Annotated in this window: 17 protein-coding genes; 9 read left to right on the top strand and 8 right to left on the bottom strand. The window is 72.0% G+C overall.

Features of this window, described 5'->3' with window-relative positions; genetic code table 11:
• Window positions 1-166: 166 nt before the first annotated feature.
• Complete coding sequence (locus tag ABZ193_RS10110) at window positions 167-787, bottom strand: DUF305 domain-containing protein (RefSeq protein WP_354709599.1); 621 nt, start codon at window positions 785-787, stop codon at window positions 167-169.
• A 126-nt stretch (window positions 788-913) separates the two neighbouring features.
• Here ABZ193_RS10110 and ABZ193_RS10105 point away from each other — a divergent pair, with 126 nt between their 5' ends.
• The 6 genes from ABZ193_RS10105 to ABZ193_RS10080 all read left to right on the top strand — a co-directional run bounded on the left by ABZ193_RS10105 (window position 914) and on the right by ABZ193_RS10080 (window position 7,349).
• Window positions 914-2,341, top strand: coding sequence for a hypothetical protein (locus ABZ193_RS10105; RefSeq protein WP_020423489.1), 1,428 nt, complete (start codon window positions 914-916; stop codon window positions 2,339-2,341).
• Between the two features lie 102 nt (window positions 2,342-2,443).
• Window positions 2,444-3,391 (top strand): MetQ/NlpA family ABC transporter substrate-binding protein, encoded by a 948-nt coding sequence (locus ABZ193_RS10100; RefSeq protein WP_237336787.1) that lies wholly within the window; start codon window positions 2,444-2,446, stop codon window positions 3,389-3,391.
• Complete coding sequence (locus ABZ193_RS10095) at window positions 3,388-4,401, top strand: ATP-binding cassette domain-containing protein (RefSeq protein ID WP_354709598.1); 1,014 nt, start codon at window positions 3,388-3,390, stop codon at window positions 4,399-4,401. The genes ABZ193_RS10100 and ABZ193_RS10095 overlap by 4 nt, the downstream gene beginning before the upstream one ends.
• On the top strand, window positions 4,398-5,060 hold the full coding sequence (locus ABZ193_RS10090; protein ID WP_020423486.1) for a methionine ABC transporter permease: 663 nt from the start codon (window positions 4,398-4,400) through the stop codon (window positions 5,058-5,060). The genes ABZ193_RS10095 and ABZ193_RS10090 overlap by 4 nt, the downstream gene beginning before the upstream one ends.
• Window positions 5,061-5,091: 31 nt before the next feature.
• Window positions 5,092-5,919: a DUF427 domain-containing protein gene (locus ABZ193_RS10085; RefSeq protein ID WP_354709597.1), complete on the top strand. Its 828-nt coding sequence runs from the start codon at window positions 5,092-5,094 to the stop codon at window positions 5,917-5,919.
• A 653-nt stretch (window positions 5,920-6,572) separates the two neighbouring features.
• On the top strand, window positions 6,573-7,349 hold the full coding sequence (locus tag ABZ193_RS10080; protein WP_020416808.1) for an APH(3'') family aminoglycoside O-phosphotransferase: 777 nt from the start codon (window positions 6,573-6,575) through the stop codon (window positions 7,347-7,349).
• Here ABZ193_RS10080 and ABZ193_RS10075 read toward each other — a convergent pair.
• From ABZ193_RS10075 to ABZ193_RS10065, 3 genes are read right to left on the bottom strand one after another with little or no spacing between them, the layout of a single operon-like run.
• Complete coding sequence (locus ABZ193_RS10075; RefSeq protein ID WP_020416807.1) at window positions 7,336-8,178, bottom strand: alpha/beta fold hydrolase; 843 nt, start codon at window positions 8,176-8,178, stop codon at window positions 7,336-7,338. The genes ABZ193_RS10080 and ABZ193_RS10075 overlap by 14 nt on opposite strands.
• A complete protein-coding gene (locus ABZ193_RS10070; protein ID WP_354709596.1) occupies window positions 8,175-8,972 on the bottom strand; it encodes an SDR family NAD(P)-dependent oxidoreductase in 798 nt (265 codons plus the stop codon). The genes ABZ193_RS10075 and ABZ193_RS10070 overlap by 4 nt, the downstream gene beginning before the upstream one ends.
• Window positions 8,972-10,456, bottom strand: coding sequence for an NAD(P)/FAD-dependent oxidoreductase (locus ABZ193_RS10065; protein WP_354709595.1), 1,485 nt, complete (start codon window positions 10,454-10,456; stop codon window positions 8,972-8,974). Before ABZ193_RS10065 ends, ABZ193_RS10070 begins: the two co-directional genes overlap by 1 nt.
• Window positions 10,457-10,570: 114 nt before the next feature.
• Here ABZ193_RS10065 and ABZ193_RS10060 point away from each other — a divergent pair, with 114 nt between their 5' ends.
• From ABZ193_RS10060 to sigJ, 3 genes are read left to right on the top strand one after another with little or no spacing between them, the layout of a single operon-like run.
• Complete coding sequence (locus ABZ193_RS10060; protein WP_020416804.1) at window positions 10,571-11,227, top strand: TetR/AcrR family transcriptional regulator; 657 nt, start codon at window positions 10,571-10,573, stop codon at window positions 11,225-11,227.
• 37 nt (window positions 11,228-11,264) lie between these two features.
• Entirely contained in the window at window positions 11,265-11,408 is a 144-nt protein-coding gene (locus ABZ193_RS10055) for a hypothetical protein (RefSeq protein ID WP_237336794.1), read from the top strand.
• A gap of 17 nt (window positions 11,409-11,425) precedes the next feature.
• A complete protein-coding gene (gene sigJ, locus ABZ193_RS10050) occupies window positions 11,426-12,301 on the top strand; it encodes an RNA polymerase sigma factor SigJ (protein WP_020416802.1) in 876 nt (291 codons plus the stop codon).
• Here the strand turns inward: sigJ and ABZ193_RS10045 are convergent.
• From ABZ193_RS10045 to ABZ193_RS10030, 4 genes are all read right to left on the bottom strand, one after another.
• Window positions 12,293-12,937 carry a maleylpyruvate isomerase family mycothiol-dependent enzyme gene (locus tag ABZ193_RS10045; protein ID WP_354709594.1) on the bottom strand — a complete coding sequence of 215 codons (645 nt, stop codon included), beginning with the start codon at window positions 12,935-12,937 and terminating at the stop codon, window positions 12,293-12,295. The genes sigJ and ABZ193_RS10045 overlap by 9 nt on opposite strands.
• Window positions 12,931-13,569, bottom strand: coding sequence for an SGNH/GDSL hydrolase family protein (locus ABZ193_RS10040; RefSeq protein WP_020416800.1), 639 nt, complete (start codon window positions 13,567-13,569; stop codon window positions 12,931-12,933). Before ABZ193_RS10040 ends, ABZ193_RS10045 begins: the two co-directional genes overlap by 7 nt.
• Before the next feature lie 105 nt (window positions 13,570-13,674).
• Window positions 13,675-13,959: a hypothetical protein gene (locus ABZ193_RS10035; RefSeq protein ID WP_235716070.1), complete on the bottom strand. Its 285-nt coding sequence runs from the start codon at window positions 13,957-13,959 to the stop codon at window positions 13,675-13,677.
• Window positions 13,960-14,058: 99 nt separating this feature from the next.
• Entirely contained in the window at window positions 14,059-14,919 is an 861-nt protein-coding gene (locus ABZ193_RS10030) for an LLM class flavin-dependent oxidoreductase (protein ID WP_354709593.1), read from the bottom strand.
• Window positions 14,920-15,218 lie beyond the last annotated feature (299 nt).

Raw genomic sequence — 15,218 nt, 5'->3', positions numbered from 1 at the left:
GGCGAGCGCACCGCAGGGAGCGGCGGGCACGCCGCCAGAGGCGGCGAGCGCGGCAGAGCCAGCGGTAGCGGGCGCGGGTGGCCAGTGCAGCCGCTCAGCGCGCCCGGCCCCGGCCGGGCTGCCCTGGGCCGAGGGCAGTCGAGGCAGCCCCTCGCCGGGCGTGGATTCAGCCCGCCATCGAGCGCATCCGCGTCACCTCGTCGCTCTGGGAGGCGATCACGTCGGTGGCCATTTCCTCCACGAAGACGTCCGACCCGGCGCTCAGCACCTCCGTCGCCATGGTGATCGCGCCCTCGTGGTGCGCTGTCATCAGCTGCAGGAACATCCGGTCGAACTCGGGGCCCGTCGCGGCCGCCAGCGCCGCCAGCTGCTCCTCGGTCGCCATCCCCGGCATGGGCCCGTGCGAGCCGTGGTGGCCGGCGTGCTCCCCCGGCACCTCGAGCCCCCGCTGCCGCAGCCACGCCGTCATCGACGTGATCTCCGGCGCCTGCGTCGCGGTGATGCGGGCCGCGAGGCCCTTCACGTCCTCCCGCGCGGCCCGCGCCGGCGCCAGCTCGCCCATCCGGATCGCCTGCTGGTGGTGCATGATCATCCGCTGCGCGTACGACACGTCGGCGTCGTTGTGCCGGTTCGCCGGCACCGCCGAGCCCGCCTCGTCCGCGGGCAGCGTGCGGGCCGGCTCCCCTGGCGCACCGGGCACCACGACCGGCGGCGCCTCCGGCTCGGCTGCGCACGCCGACGCCAGCACCGCCGCGGCCAGCAGCGTTCCCACGACGAACCCCCGCACCCAGGCCTCCTCGCACTCGTCCGTTCCCGCGACCGTACCGCAGGAAAAGCCTACTTTCGGCGCTGTCCTCGCCACCGAGGATCCGGGCATACTTCGTATTTCTTCCGAACGAAAGGGGTTGGCCACGTGGCTCCGGGGACGCAACGCAGACGCCGGCTCTTCGCGCTCGCCGGCGCGATCGCCCTGTCGCTGACCACACTCGGCGCCGCACCGGCGTCGGCCGCTCCCGGCATCCCGGGTGTCGACGAGGTCAGCCAGTCCCGCAACATCCAGCACCTGGCGAACATCCCGAAGCAGGCCCCGTTCGACAACGTGGACGCCTTCGGCACGGACATCGCGTTCACCGACGACCACGCGATCGTCGGCAACTACAACGGCTTCACGATCTACGACATCAAAAAGCCCAGCAAGCCGAAGATCGTCAGCCAGGTCCTCTGCCCCGGCTCGCAGAACGACGTGTCGGTGTCCGGCGACCTGCTGTTCCTGTCCACCGACTCCTCACGCAGCGACAACTCCTGCGCCAGCGCCGGCCAGCCCGCCACGAACCAGAACTCGTGGGAGGGCATCAAGATCTTCGACATCAGCGATCTGGCCAACCCGAAGTACGTGGCCGCGGTCGAGACGAAGTGCGGTTCGCACACCCACACGCTGGTGCCGGGCAAGAACGGCAAGGACGTCTACCTCTACGTCTCCTCCTACAGCCCGCGCCCGGAATTCCCGGACTGCCAGCCGCCGCACGACCTGATCTCCGTGGTCAAGGTCCCGGTGCGCAACCCGGCCGCCGCGGCCGTCGTCAACGAGCCGGTGGTCTTCGGCCCGGAGGGCGGCAACCCCGGCATCCCCGGCACCTTCCCAAACCACTACGTCACCGCCACCTCCGGCTGCCACGACATCACCGCCTACCCGGACAAGGACCTGGCGGCGGGCGCGTGCATGGGTGACGGCGTGCTGTTCGACATCTCCGACCGGGAGCACCCGCGGATCATCGAGCAGGTCCAGGACGACACCAACTTCGCGTTCTGGCACTCGGCGACGTTCAACAACGACGGCACCAAGGTCGTCTTCACCGACGAGCTGGGCGGCGGCGGCCAGCCGGCGTGCTCGGCGGGGATCGGCGCGGTCCGCGGCGCGGACGCGATCTACGACATCACCGGCCGCGGCGACGACCGCAGCCTGCGCTTCGCGAGCTACTTCAAGATCCCGCGCGAGCAGGCCGCGACCGAGAACTGCGTGGCGCACAACGGGTCGCTGATCCCGGTCAAGGGCCGCGACATCATGGTGCAGGCCTGGTACCAGGGCGGGATCTCGGTGTGGGACTTCACCGACTCCGCCCACCCGAAGGAGCTGGCGCACTGGGAGCGCGGGCCGCTGTCCACCGAGCAGCTGATCGTCGGCGGGTCGTGGTCGGCCTACTACTACAACGGCCACATCTACTCCTCCGACATCCAGAAGGGGCTGGACGTGTTCGCGCTGCACGACCCGCGCACGGCGAGCGCGAAGTCGGTCCGGATGGACGAGCTGAACGTCCAGACCCAGGGCCGCTACCGCGGGTGATCCACTAGCACAACCGGACGATCGAAGGCAAATCCATCCTGCCGCCGATCACCAGGCGGGACAGCAGTCCCCCAACCCGGTGATCGTCGGCAGGATGACGCCATGTCCGAAAACACCCCAGACGACGCCATCCTCCCCGAAAAGCCGCGCCGGAAGCGTGGCCCGCTGATCGGCGTCATCCTCGCCGTGGTCGTCGTCCTCGTCGCCGTGGTCCTGATCGTCGTCAACACGACGTCGGACTCCGGCACCACCGCCGGTCACACCACCGTGAAGATCGGCGTGACCGACGCCGGCGCCGACTACTGGAAGACCTTCCGGCAGATCGCCGCCGACAACGGCATCGACCTGGAACTGGTCAACTTCTCCGACTACACCCAGGCCAACCCGGCGCTCGCGCAGGGCCAGCTGGACGTGAACCTGTTCCAGCACCTGCTGTTCCTCGCCAACTACAACGTCAGCGCGAACCAGGACCTCACCCCGATCGGCTCGACCTACGTGGTGCCGCTGAGCCTCTACTCGCGCAAGCACGCCACCCTCGCCGACATCCCGGCAGGCGGCCGGATCGCGATCCCGAACGACCCGACCAACCAGGCGCGCGCCCTGCTCGTGCTGCAGTCGGCCGGCCTGATCTCGCTGCGCGGCGGCGGGAACGTGCTGTCCACGCCGGCCGAGATCGACCAGGCCGCCTCCAAGGTCACGGTGACCCCGGTGGACGCTTCCCAGACCGTGGCCGCGCTCCCCTCGGTCGACGGCGCGATCGTCAACAACAACTTCGCCCTGGACGCGAACCTCGACCCGTCGAAGGCGCTGTTCAACGACGACCCCGCCAACCCGTCCGCCGAGCCCTACATCAACACCTTCGTCACCCGCGCGCAGGACAAGGACAACCCGACCTACCTCAAGCTCGCCCAGCTCTACCGCGATCCGCGCGTGGCCGGCGAGGTGAAGGCCGAGTCGAAGAACACCGCCGTGCTGGTCGAGCGCCCGAACACCGACCTGCAGGCGATCCTGGACCGCCTCGAGCAGACCGTGCGGGCCGCGAAGAAGTGAACGCGCTCATCGAGTTCCAGGGCGTCACCAAGCGGTTCGGTGACGTCACGGCCCTGGAAGACGTCGACCTGACCATCGCCGCCGGCGAGGTCTTCGGCATCATCGGCTACTCCGGCGCGGGCAAGAGCACGCTGGTCCGGCTGATCAACGCGCTCGAACCGGTCACCTCCGGGCGGGTCCTCGTCGACGGCGTGGACCTCACCACGCTGCGCGAGCGGGAGCTGCGTGAAGTGCGGGCCGGAATCGGCATGATCTTCCAGCAGTTCAACCTGTTCCGCTCGCGCACGGTGTTCGGCAACGTGGCCTACCCGTTGAAGATCGCCGGGTGGGACAAGGCGCGCCGGAAGGCGCGGGTGGCCGAGCTGCTGAAGTTCGTCGGCATCACCGACAAGGCGTGGCACTACCCGGACCAGCTCTCCGGCGGGCAGAAGCAACGCGTCGGGATCGCCCGCGCGCTGGCGACGAACCCGAAGATCCTGCTCGCCGACGAGTCCACCAGCGCGCTCGACCCGGAGACCACCGGCGAGGTGCTGCGGCTGCTCAAGCGGGTCAACACCGAGCTGGGCGTGACGATCGTGGTGATCACCCACGAGATGGAGGTGGTGCGTGAGATCGCCGACCGGGTCGCGGTGCTGGACTCCGGCCGGGTGATCGAGCAGGGCAGCGTGTTCGAGGTGTTCTCGTCGCCGAAGACGCGCACGGCGCAGCGGTTCGTCGGGTCGGTCGTGCGGGACACCCCGGACGGCGCGGACCTGGACCGCATCCGGGCGCGGCACGGCGGGCGGCTGGTGTCGGCGAAGGTGCACGACGGAGGCAGGCTGGGCGCGGTGCTGTCCGACGCGGTCGGCAAGCACAACGTGCGGTTCGAGATCGTCTACGGCGGCATCACCGCGTTGTCCGGCCGGTCGTTCGGCGGTCTGACGCTCGAACTGATCGGCGCCGACGCCGACGTGGACGCCCTGATCGCGGACCTGCGCGCCACCACCGAGATCAAGGAGATCGCGGCATGAGCCTGGACTGGGAGACCCTCGGCCCGGTGTTCTGGGAGGCGATCGCCCAGACGCTGGGCATGGCCGTGGTGACGCTGGTCGTCGGCGGCGCGCTCGGGCTGGTGCTGGGCATCCTGCTCTACACGACGCGCGCGGGCGGGCTGCTGGCGAACCGGTTCGTGTTCACCGTGCTCAACGTGCTGGTGAACATCATCCGGCCGATCCCGTTCATCATCTTCATCACCGCGATCGGGCCGGTGACGATCTTCGTCGTCGGCACCCAGCTGGGCACCGCGGCGGCGACGTTCGCGCTGGTGTTCGCGGCGACGTTCGGGATATCCCGGATCGTCGAGCAGAACCTGGTCACCATCGACCCGGGCGTGATCGAGGCGGCGCGGGCGATGGGCGCGAGCCCGCTGCGGATCATCCTCACGCTGCTGGTGCCGGAGGCGCTCGGGCCGCTGGTGCTGGGCTACACGTTCGTGTTCGTCGCGATCGTCGACATGACGGCGGTGGCGGGCGCGGTCGGCGGCGGCGGGCTCGGTGACTTCGCCATCACCTACGGCTACCACCGGTTCGACTGGGTGGTCACGTGGCTGGCGGTGGTGACGATCATCGTGCTGGTGCAGGGCGCGCAGTTCCTCGGCAACTGGCTGGCGCGCAAGGCGCTGCGGCGTTGACGCGCGGGCCGGCGGGGCGGACAGTGGGGCGATGGCGCTGCAGCTGAGCCTTCGTCAGGCGCGTGAGCTGCCCGAACTGCGGTTCGAGCCGACGCGCAAGCGGGTGCGGGCGGTCGCCGGCGGGAAGGTGTTCGCCGATTCCCGCCGGGCGGCCCTGGTGTGGGAGCCGCGGCGGGTGGTGCCGCAGTACGCCTTCCCGGCGGCCGACGTCCACGCCTCGCTCACGCCCGCCCCGCCGTCCGACGTCGAGTGGCACCCGGTGTCGCTCGGGCCCAACACCGGTGTGCTGGACCCGAGCACCGGGTTCGCCGCGCACACCACCGCGGGCGCGCCGCTCACGCTGAGCCTGGACGGGGTGGTCCTGGAGGGCGCCGGGTTCCGGCCGGACGACCCGGACCTCGCGGAGTACGTGATCACCGACTTCGACGCGTTCGACGAGTGGCTCGAAGAGGACGAGACGATCGTGTCCCACCCGCGCGACCCGTTCCACCGCGTCGACGTGCGGCGCAGCTCGCGGCACGTGCGGGTGGAGGTCGACGGGGTGGCGCTGGCGGACACGAAGGCGCCGCTGCTGGTGTTCGAGACGTCCCTGCCGCCGCGGCTGTACCTGCCACCGTCCGATGTGGACTTCAGCAGGCTGCGCGAGTCGGCCCGCGAGACCACGTGCGCCTACAAGGGGCGGGCGCGGTACTGGTCGGCCGAGGTCGGCGGCCGGACGCACCCGGACCTCGCGTGGGCGTACGAGAAGCCGCTCCCGGACGCCGCGCAGCTCGCCGGGCACGTGGCCTTCTTCGACGAGCACGTGGACGTGACGCTGGACGGGGAGCGAGTGCCGCGGCCGGTCACACCCTGGTCCTGACCCGGTAGCCGGATCACCCAGGGTGACGCGCGGTCGGCGGCAACCCGGGCGCATGGCGTCGGCGGCACCCATTGTGCGCCAAGCACCCACCGCACACGCGCCCGGTCCCCGCCCCGAACGCCACCAAGATCGCCGGGCACGTGGCCTTCTCCGACGAACACGTGGACGCTAGACGGCGAGCGAGTGCCGCAGCCGGTCACACCCTGGTCCTGAACCGACAGCCCGATCACCCAGGTGACGCCCAGTCGGCGGCAACCCCGGCGCACGGCGTCGACGGCAACCGTTGTGCGCCAAGCACCCACCGCACACGCGCCCGGTCCCCGCCCCGAACGCCACCAAGATCGCCCGGTACGTGGCCTTCTCCGACGAACACGTGGACGCTAGACGGGGAGCGAGTGCCGCGGCCGGTCACACCCTGGTCCTGAACCGACAGCCCGATCAGCCGGGTGACGTGCGGTCGGCGGCAACCCCGGCGCGTGGCGTCGGCGGCAACCGTTGCGCGCCAAGCACCCACCGCACACGCGCCCGGTCCCCGCCCCGAACGCCACCAGACCACCGGGCACGTGGCCTTCTCCGACGAGCACGTGGACGCTGGACGGGGAGCGAGTGCCGCGGCCGGTCACGCCCTGGTCCTGAATCGATAGCCTGACGCCATGCACGATCATCCCGGCTGGCGTCCGGTCACCAGTGGCGAGTCGGGCGCCGCGGTGTTCCGCAGCGCCGACGGCGACCGCTACGCCAAGCACGTGCCGCCCGCGGACGCGCCCGGCCTGCGGCACGAACGCGACCGGAGCGCCTGGCTCGCCGGGCAGGGCGTGCCGGGACCACGGGTGCTGGACTGGCACTCCGGCGAGACCGGCGCCTGCCTCGTGACCAGCGCGGTTCCAGGCGTGCCGGCCGACCGGCTGTCCGCCGACGACCTCGGCCGCGCCTGGCCGCACATCGCGGACGCGGTGCGGCGGCTGCACGACCTGCCCGCGGACGACTGCCCGTTCAGCCGCGACCTGGACACGATGGTCGCCGTGGCGCGGGACGTCGTCGCCCGTGGTGCGGTGAACCCGGAATTCCTGCCCGTCGAGCAGCAAAACACCCCGCCGCCGGAACTGCTGGCGCGTCTCGTGCCGCAGGTCGAGCGGCGACGCGCCGAGGAGGCCACCGACACCGTGGTTTGCCACGGCGACCTCTGCCTGCCCAACATCGTCGTCGACCCCGGGACCCACGAGGTCACGGGCTTCGTCGATCTAGGGCGCCTCGGCCGGGCCGACCGCCACGCCGACCTCGCGCTGCTGCTGGCCAACGCCAGGGAGACCTGGCCGGACGAGGAACGGGCGAGGGCCGCGGACGCGGAGTTCGCCGAGCGGTACGGCACGGCGCCGGACGCCGGCCGGTTGCGGTTCTACCTCCACCTCGACCCGCTCACCTGGGGCTGACCTGCTCCGCCCAGAAGCGCGTCACCAGGTCGTGGAACTCCGCGGCGCGCTCGATCTGCGGCATGTGCCCGGTGTCGGTGAACAGCCGGGTCTGCGCGTGCGGCAACGCGCGCCGGGCGGCGTCGAGGTGCAGGGCGGGCAGGATGAGGTCGCGGTCGCCCCACACGACGAGCGTCGGCAGGGCCCGCGCGGCCACCGCCTCGATCAGCTCGGCCCGCCAGTCCTCCCGCACGCCGCGGAAACCGCCGAGCCCGCGCGCCGTCTCCAGCATCACCCGCGCGGCGTGCGGCTGCCGGGCGATCTCCAGCGCGTGCTCGACCCGCTCCCGCGTCGCGAACTTGCGGTCGTGGAACAGCGCCCGCTCGGTCCGCACCGCCCCGGCCACACTGGGGCGCAGCAGCAGCTTCCCCAGCGGCCGCAACGCCAGCAGCCGCAGCGCGATGGTCACCTCGCGGCCGAACCCCGCGCTGTTCACCAGCGCCAGGCTCCGCACCCGCTCCGGCGCGTCGACCGACAACCGCATCGCGACCGCGCCGCCGAGCGAGTTCCCGGCCACGTGCACCGGCCGCGTCTCCCCCACCGCGTCCAGGAAGTCCGCCGCGAACCCGGCCAGCGCGGCGAGCGTGTGCTTGCCCGGCAACGGTTCCGACATCCCGAAGCCGGCGAGGTCGACGCTGTAGGTGCGGTACGAGCCGGCGAGCAGGTCCTGCTGCTCGGACCAGTCCCGCAGGCTCCGGCCGATCCCGTGCAGCAGCAGGACCGGCGGCCCGTCGCCATCGGCCCGGTAGCGGGCCCGCCGCCCGCGCACGTCCACGAAGTCCACGGTCACCGCAACCTGCCCAGCAGCCGGCTGTGCGCGCCGGGCAGCAGCCGCACCAGCAGGTCGAGGATCTTCGCGTCCCGGCCGATCAGCACGCGCGGCTTGCGGTGCTCGATCGCGTCCACGATGACCGCCGCGGCCTTCGCCGGGTCCATCCGCAGCACGCGTTCCCACTGCCGCGTGTCCATCCCGCCGGCCACGCCGCTGCCGACGCGCGCGGACTCCGCGATCCGGGTGCGGATGCCGCCCGGGTGCACCGACGTGACCCCGACCTGGCCGGCCAGCTCGTGCCGGATCGCCTCGGTGAACCCGCGGATCGCGAACTTGCTGGCCGAGTACGCCGACTGGCCGGGCGGCGCGATCAGCCCGAACAGGCTGGACACGTTGGCGATGTGCGAGCCGGGCGCGGCCTTGAGCGCGGGCAGCAGCGCGTGCGTCAGCTGGACCGGGGCGCGGAAGTTGACGTCCACGACCCAGCCGAACTCCTCCAGCGTCACCTCGTCGAACCGGCCGCCCAGCGCGACCCCGGCGTTGTTGATCAGCAACGTCAGCCGCGGGTTCTCGGCCAGCACCCGCTCGGCGGCCGCGGCGGTCTCCTCCGCCGAGGCCAGGTCGGCCACGTGGGTGGAGACGTCCACGCCCGTCCGCACGGCCTTGGCCACCGCCGCCAGCCGGTCGGCGTCGCGGTCCAGCAGCACCAGGTTCGAGCCCCGCGCGGCCAGCGCGTGCGCCAGCGCCTCGCCGATCCCGCTGGCCGCCCCGGTCACGACGGCCGTGCCGCCGTCGAACACGTAGTCACGCATCAGGCCACCCGCTCCTTCGCCTGCTTGGCCGTGCGGGTGAACCGCATCGCGTCGTCCGTCAGCGACCCGTGCCGCATCAGCAGCACGTCGCGCGGGTAGTTCTGGAACAGCCGCCACGGCGCGGCCGGGCCCTGCTTGGGCAGCTTGTCGATGCTGCGCAGCACGTACCCGGACTTGAGGTCGATGAGCGGCTCGGTCCCGCGGACCGACGGCGGCGGCACCGGGGTGCAGGTGGTGTAGCCGTGCTCGTCGAGGTGGTTGAGCAGGCGGCACACGTACCCGGCGACGAGGTCGGCCTTCAGCGTCCAGGACGCGTTCGTGTAGCCGATGGTGAACGCGTAGTTCGGCACGCCGGAGAGCATCATGCCCTTGTACGCCAGGCGTTCGCCGATCTTCACCGGCTCGCCGTCGACCACCAGGTCCAGCCCGCCGAACGGCAGCAGGTTCAGGCCGGTGGCCGTGACGATGACGTCGGCCTCCAGCACCCGGCCCGAGGACAACCGCACGCCCTCAGGGGTGAACTTCTCGATGGTGTCGGTGACGATGTCGGCCTTGCCGCTGCGGACGGCCTTGAACAGGTCGCCGTCCGGCACGAAGCACACCCGCTGGTCCCACGGGTCGTAGCTGGGGTTGAAGTGCCGGTCCACCTCGAACCCGCTTGGGAGCTGCGCGGACACCGCCTTGCTCAGGAACTTCCGCACGAACGCCGGGGTGCGGCGGCTGAGCTGGAAGAACAGCATGGCGGACAGCACGTTCTTCCATCGCACGATCGGATAGGCCACCTTCGGCGGCAGCACGCCGCGCAGCTTGTCGGCGACCGGATCGGTGCCCGGCAGCGACAGCACGTAGCTGGGCGAGCGCTGCAGCATCGTCACGTGCGCCGCGTCGCCTGCCATCGCGGGCAGCAGCGTCACGGCCGTGGCGCCGCTGCCGATCACGACGACGCGCTTGCCGGTGTAGTCCAGGTCCTCCGGCCAGTGCTGCGGGTGCACGACGGTGCCGGCGAACTCGTCCTGGCCGGGGAACTCCGGCGCGTAGCCCTGGTCGTAGCGGTAGTACCCGGAGTTGACGAACAGGAAGTCGCAGGTGATCCGCACCCGTTCACCGGTGTCGGTGCGCTCCGCCTCGACCGTCCACAGTGCCTGGTCCGACGACCACTCCGCACGCACCACGCGGTGGTGGAACCGGATCCTGCGGTCGATGCCGCGTTTGCGTGCGGTGGTCCGCACGTACTCGCGGATGGACGGGCCGTCCGCGATCGCCTTCGCGTCGGTCCACGGCTCGAACGAGTAGCCGAGCGTGAACATGTCCGAGTCGGAGCGGACGCCCGGGTAGCGGAACAGGTCCCAGGTGCCGCCGATCGCGCCGCGCGACTCGAAGATCGCGTAGGTGCGGCCGGGGCACTCGGCCTGCAGGTGGCTGGCGGCGCCGATCCCGGACAACCCGGCACCGACGATCAGGACGTCGACGTGTTCCAGCGTCATCGCTTCCCCGTTCCTCAGGCGTCTGCCACCGCAACGTACCAACGGTATGTCGACATGGTCAACACCCTGTCGAGAACGCCGACAAAGTGTTGGACCACCTGATACGGTGAGCGCATGGCCACCGATCCCGCCGTCCGCAACCGCCCGGCCCGCGGCCGCCGCGCGCCCCGGCCCAGCGGTGACGAGCGGGAGCTGGCGATCCTCGCCACCGCCGAGCGGCTGCTGGCGGACCGGCCGCTGAGCGACATCTCGATCGACGACCTCGCGCGTGGCGCGGGCATTTCCCGGCCGACGTTCTACTTCTACTTCCGCTCCAAGGACGCGGTGCTGCTCACGCTGCTGGACCGGGTCACCGAGGAGGCCGACCGGGCGTCCTCGGCGGTGTTCGACCACCCCGCCCCGACCCCCGCGGAGCGCTGGCGGCAGTGCCTGGACGCCATCTACACGACGTTCCGGGCGCACCGCTCGGTCGCGCTCGCCGCCGCGGAGGCCCGCCACACCAACGCCGAGGTGCGGGACCTGTGGGCGGGGATGATGGGGACCTGGGTCAGCCGCACCGCGGAGGCCATCGAGGCCGAGCGGGCGCGCGGCGCGGCCCCGCCCGGCCGGCCGGCGCGGGAGCTGGCGATCGCCCTGAACCTGATGAACGAGCGCGTCCTGTACGCCACCTTCGCCGGCGACGAGCCGGCCGTGCTGGAGGCGAACGCGGTCGACGTGCTGCTCGACGTGTGGCTGACCACCATCTACCGCACCACCGAACCACCGGCCTGACCCGTTTCGGCGGCCCGCGGCCGGGTAGCCCGGGCGCATGGAACGCAAGCACGACGACGCCCGCGACGACCTGCCCGGCGCCGAGGACTCCTCCCCCGAGGAGCAGGAGGTGCTGCGCGGCGAGCAGGGCACGTCCTCGGGTGACGAGCACGACGATTTCGATCCGCAGCAGGGCCGGTAACTGGCATCCTGGGAGGCGTGGACCGCCTCGCCCGTTTCGAAGCCAACCGCCCGCGCCTGCTCGGCCTGGCCTACCGGCTGCTCGGCGAGGCGTCCGAGGCCGAGGACGTCGTGCAGGAGGCCTACCTGCGCTGGGACGCCGCCGACGGCGTCGAGGTGCCGGAGGCGTGGCTGACGAAGGTCGTCACGAACCTGTGCCTGACCCGGCTCACCTCGGCGCGGGCGCGGCGCGAGCTGTACACCGGGCCGTGGCTGCCGGAGCCGGTGTTCACCGAGCACGGCGAGCTGGGCCCGCTGGAGACCGCCGAGCAGCGCGACTCGCTGTCGATGGGACTGCTCTTCCTGCTGGAACGGCTGACCCCGCCGGAGCGCGCGGCGTTCGTGCTGCGTGAGGCGTTCGGACACAGCCACCGTGAGATCGGCGAGATCCTCGACCTCGACGAATCCCACGTCCGCCAGCTCTACCGCCGCGCGCGGCAGCACGTCGGCGACGGGCGCAAACGCTTCACCGCGACGACCGAGCAGCGCCGCGAGATCGTGGAGCGGTTCCTCGCCGCCACCGTCGACGGCGATCTGGCCGCGCTGGAGCGGATGTTCGCCGACCAGGTCGTGTCCTGGGCGGACGGCGGCGGCAAGGTCAGCGCGGCCCGCCGCCCGATCCTCGGCCGCGACCGCGTCGCCCGGTACGTCGCCGGTCTGCACCGCGACCCGCGTGCGGACCAGATCGAGTTCGCGGTGCGCTCGATCAACGGCTCGCCCGGCCTCGCGATGCACCTGCACGGCGAGCTGTTCGGGGTCGTGCTGCTCGAACCGGGTGAGGACGGCCTGATCGCGCTGCACACGGTCGTCAACCCGGACAAGCTCGCGTACGCCGCGGCCCAGAAGTCAGCGTGAGTAGACGTTGACGTCGCGGCCGAGGCCGAGCGCGGCCGGGTCGCGCCTGCCGGAGGCGGTGAGCACGAAGTCCAGCGCGTCCGCCTCGAGTGCGCCTCCCCCGTGGCCGATGTCGACCGGGCCGAAACCGCGCAGTTCCAGGCGTGCGGGTCCCCAGCCCTTCTGACGCAAGGACTCTGCCACCCAGTGCACGGCGGCGGTCAGCCCGCTGCCCCGTTCGGACTCGCGACCGAGCGCGGCGCGGATGTCGTCGCCGTGCACGTAGGCGTCGTACCACAGGGTCAGGACGCCGTTGCCGACCGTCCGGCCCTGCACGCCGCTCGGCTTCGCCCACAGTCGATCGTCGAGTGTGGACAGTGCCGCCCGGAGTTTCCCGTTGGCTTCACGGAGCATCGCGGCCAGCTCGGCGGGCTCGTGGTGCGCGAGAGCCGCGGCCTGCTCGTCGGGGGTGCGCCTGCCGATGGTGCCCGCCGCGGTGTCGACGGCGTTGCCGACCACGTGCGCGGCGACGTCCCGGACCCGCCACTTCGTGCACCGGGTGGGCGCGTCCCAGCCGTCGGCGGCCGACTCGACGAGCCCGGCGAACAGGTCGTACTGGCCGGCGACGCCCTCGACGACCTGCCGCCGGGTCAGCACGACAGCTCCGCGGCGAGCCTGCGGACCGTTTCGGTGACGACGATCGCGTGGCCGCGGGCGTTGACGTGGAGCCGGTCGGCGCTGTAGATCCCGGCGTCGGCGGAGGCCGGGTGGTCACTGAGGTCGATGTACCAGGCGCCGTGGCGGTCGGCGACGCGGCGGGTCAGCCGCGCGAGCTGAGTCAGGCGCACCCGGAGCCCGTCGCGCCGGTCCTCGTCGGCGACCGGAGACCGGGAGATGTCGAACAGGCCCATGACCACCACGGCGGCGCCGGCCGCGCGCAGGGCGGAGACGATCTCGGAAAGCGTTTCCTCGACCGCGACGGGGTCGAAAGAGCGACGCAGCATGTCGTTGCCACCGGCGGCGACCACGGCCAGGTCCGGCCGGAAGTCCAGGGCCGCGGCGAGCTGGGTGTCCCGGACCTGGGCGGCGCGCAGGTCGCGCACGCCGAGGTTGGCGTAGGCCAGGCCGGGCTGCTGTTCGCGCAGCAGGTCGGCGAGCCGGTCGGCCCACGGCGGCGGCGGGTAGCCGTCGACCGGGTCGCCCAGCCCCTCGGCGACGCTGTCGCCCAGCACGGCGAGCCGCCGCCACGGCGCGCCGCGCAGTGATCCGGTGAGCACGTCGGTCGTCATGGTCGCCCCCGTCGTCAAACTTTGTGGACGACCGTACTTTAAGTTTGGGCGCGAGATCGAGTCAAGGAGGTATTTGCAGGAGTTTTGCAGCGGACGAGCGTCCGGTCAGTTGCGGCGCTGGCTCGGGATCGACTCGGCGCCGGCCCGGCGGGCCGCGACGACCAGACAGCGCTCGCACGGCATGCCGACGGGCCGGTCCAGCAGGTCCAGCTCGCCGCGGCGGCCCTCGAAGCCGCAGTACGCGACCAGCACGCCGGGCCGCTCTGCGGGCAACGGGAAGACGTGGGCAACGCGCTGGGTCTCGCCCACGGTGCCGGGCCGTGGCCGGGCGAGGACGAACGTTCCGTTCAGCCCCGCCGGCTCGTCGCGCACCCTCACCCATCCGCTCACGGTGAGCCTCCTCTCCGGTGCACCCCGGTGGGTCCACTCCGGATACTCGTGGCGGTGGTTCCCTGGTGCGGGCACACGGCAAACGCCGTGGCCGGGTTTTCACCCGACAGTGCCGGGTTCGTCCACAGTGGGCAGCCGCGCGGCGAGGAGCCCGATCTGCTCCGGCTCGCCCGTGCAGGGCAGCAGCACGAGGTCGTCGGCGCCTGCCTCGGCGAGGCGGGTGATCTCTTTGTGCAGGTGGCCGCGGTCGGTGAGCACGTCCGGCCGCACCTGGTCGGCGTAGGCGGGGCCGTAGTAGTGGGCGATGTAGTCGTCCGCGCGGCGCTCGGCGCCCGGCCCGAAGCAGAAGTACCGCTCGACGACGATCCGGGCTCCCGGCGAGATCGCGCGGACGGCCGCCACGCCTTGTTCGAGGACCGGCAGGCCGAAGGAGGGCGCCACCCAGCCGCCCGACATCGCGGCAGCGCGGGCGAATCCGGCTGGGGTGAGCCCGGCCAGCAGCAGACCTGGACGCCCGTCCGGCAATGCCGGGACCGGCCCGGAGGCGCCGTGCGTCTCGCCGCGCCAGACCGCGCGCATGGTCTCCAGGGTGTCCTCGAAGGCGGCACCGCGGCCGGTCATGGGGACTCCGCTGGCCGCGTAGTCCTCCGGCCAGCCGCCCATGCCGAGCCCGACGGTGATCCGGCCACCGGAAAGCCGTTCCAGGGAGCCGATCTGCTTGGCGAGGAGCACGGGATTGCGGCGGTAGCCGGCGTTGAGCACGGTGGTCATCAGCTCGATCCGGGCGGTGCGCGCGGCCGCGGCCGCCAACGCGACGAGCGGATCGAGGTTGTCGTAGACGAGCCGGTCGATCACACTCAGCGAGGCGAACCCGAGGCGTTCGCACTCCGCGGCCCAGTCCCCGATCGAAGTGAAGTCCGCCCCCGGCACAGCGGCGGGAAGCCCGATTCCGATACGCATGCCGTGGACGCTAGGACCCGCGCGGGGCGGCGGTCTTGAACGGAACGGACACTCGCCCTCAGACCCGCCAGGTCCACCCGACGGCGTCAAGCGAAACGCACACCCGCATCAAACCCGCGCCCCATCGAGCGCTCGCCCCAACTCCGCCGCCACCACCCACGGCACCCGCACCATCACAACCGCCCCACCAAGCTCACCCATCAACCCCGCGCCGCGTCCAGCACCGGCCCCACCACCGCCGACGGCGCCACATCCCCCAGCGCCCGCACCATCACAACCGCCGCACCAAACCCACCATC

It is taken from the genome of Amycolatopsis sp. NPDC006125 (assembly GCF_040614195.1).
Taxonomy (GTDB): Bacteria; Actinomycetota; Actinomycetes; order Mycobacteriales; family Pseudonocardiaceae; genus Amycolatopsis_E; species Amycolatopsis_E tucumanensis.
The sequence above is the reverse complement of the archived record's forward strand: the minus strand, read 5'-3'. Positions and strand labels throughout refer to the sequence as shown.

Coding starts and splice junctions, on each gene's coding strand:
- ABZ193_RS10040 (WP_020416800.1), bottom strand. CDS start 13,569: ATGACGACCGACGTGCTCACCGGATCACTGCGCGGCGCGCCGTGGCGG.
- ABZ193_RS10090 (WP_020423486.1), top strand. CDS start 4,398: ATGAGCCTGGACTGGGAGACCCTCGGCCCGGTGTTCTGGGAGGCGATC.
- ABZ193_RS10055 (WP_237336794.1), top strand. CDS start 11,265: ATGGAACGCAAGCACGACGACGCCCGCGACGACCTGCCCGGCGCCGAG.
- ABZ193_RS10080 (WP_020416808.1), top strand. CDS start 6,573: ATGCACGATCATCCCGGCTGGCGTCCGGTCACCAGTGGCGAGTCGGGC.
- ABZ193_RS10100 (WP_237336787.1), top strand. CDS start 2,444: ATGTCCGAAAACACCCCAGACGACGCCATCCTCCCCGAAAAGCCGCGC.
- ABZ193_RS10065 (WP_354709595.1), bottom strand. CDS start 10,456: ATGACGCTGGAACACGTCGACGTCCTGATCGTCGGTGCCGGGTTGTCC.
- ABZ193_RS10060 (WP_020416804.1), top strand. CDS start 10,571: ATGGCCACCGATCCCGCCGTCCGCAACCGCCCGGCCCGCGGCCGCCGC.
- ABZ193_RS10070 (WP_354709596.1), bottom strand. CDS start 8,972: ATGCGTGACTACGTGTTCGACGGCGGCACGGCCGTCGTGACCGGGGCG.
- ABZ193_RS10030 (WP_354709593.1), bottom strand. CDS start 14,919: ATGCGTATCGGAATCGGGCTTCCCGCCGCTGTGCCGGGGGCGGACTTC.
- ABZ193_RS10085 (WP_354709597.1), top strand. CDS start 5,092: ATGGCGCTGCAGCTGAGCCTTCGTCAGGCGCGTGAGCTGCCCGAACTG.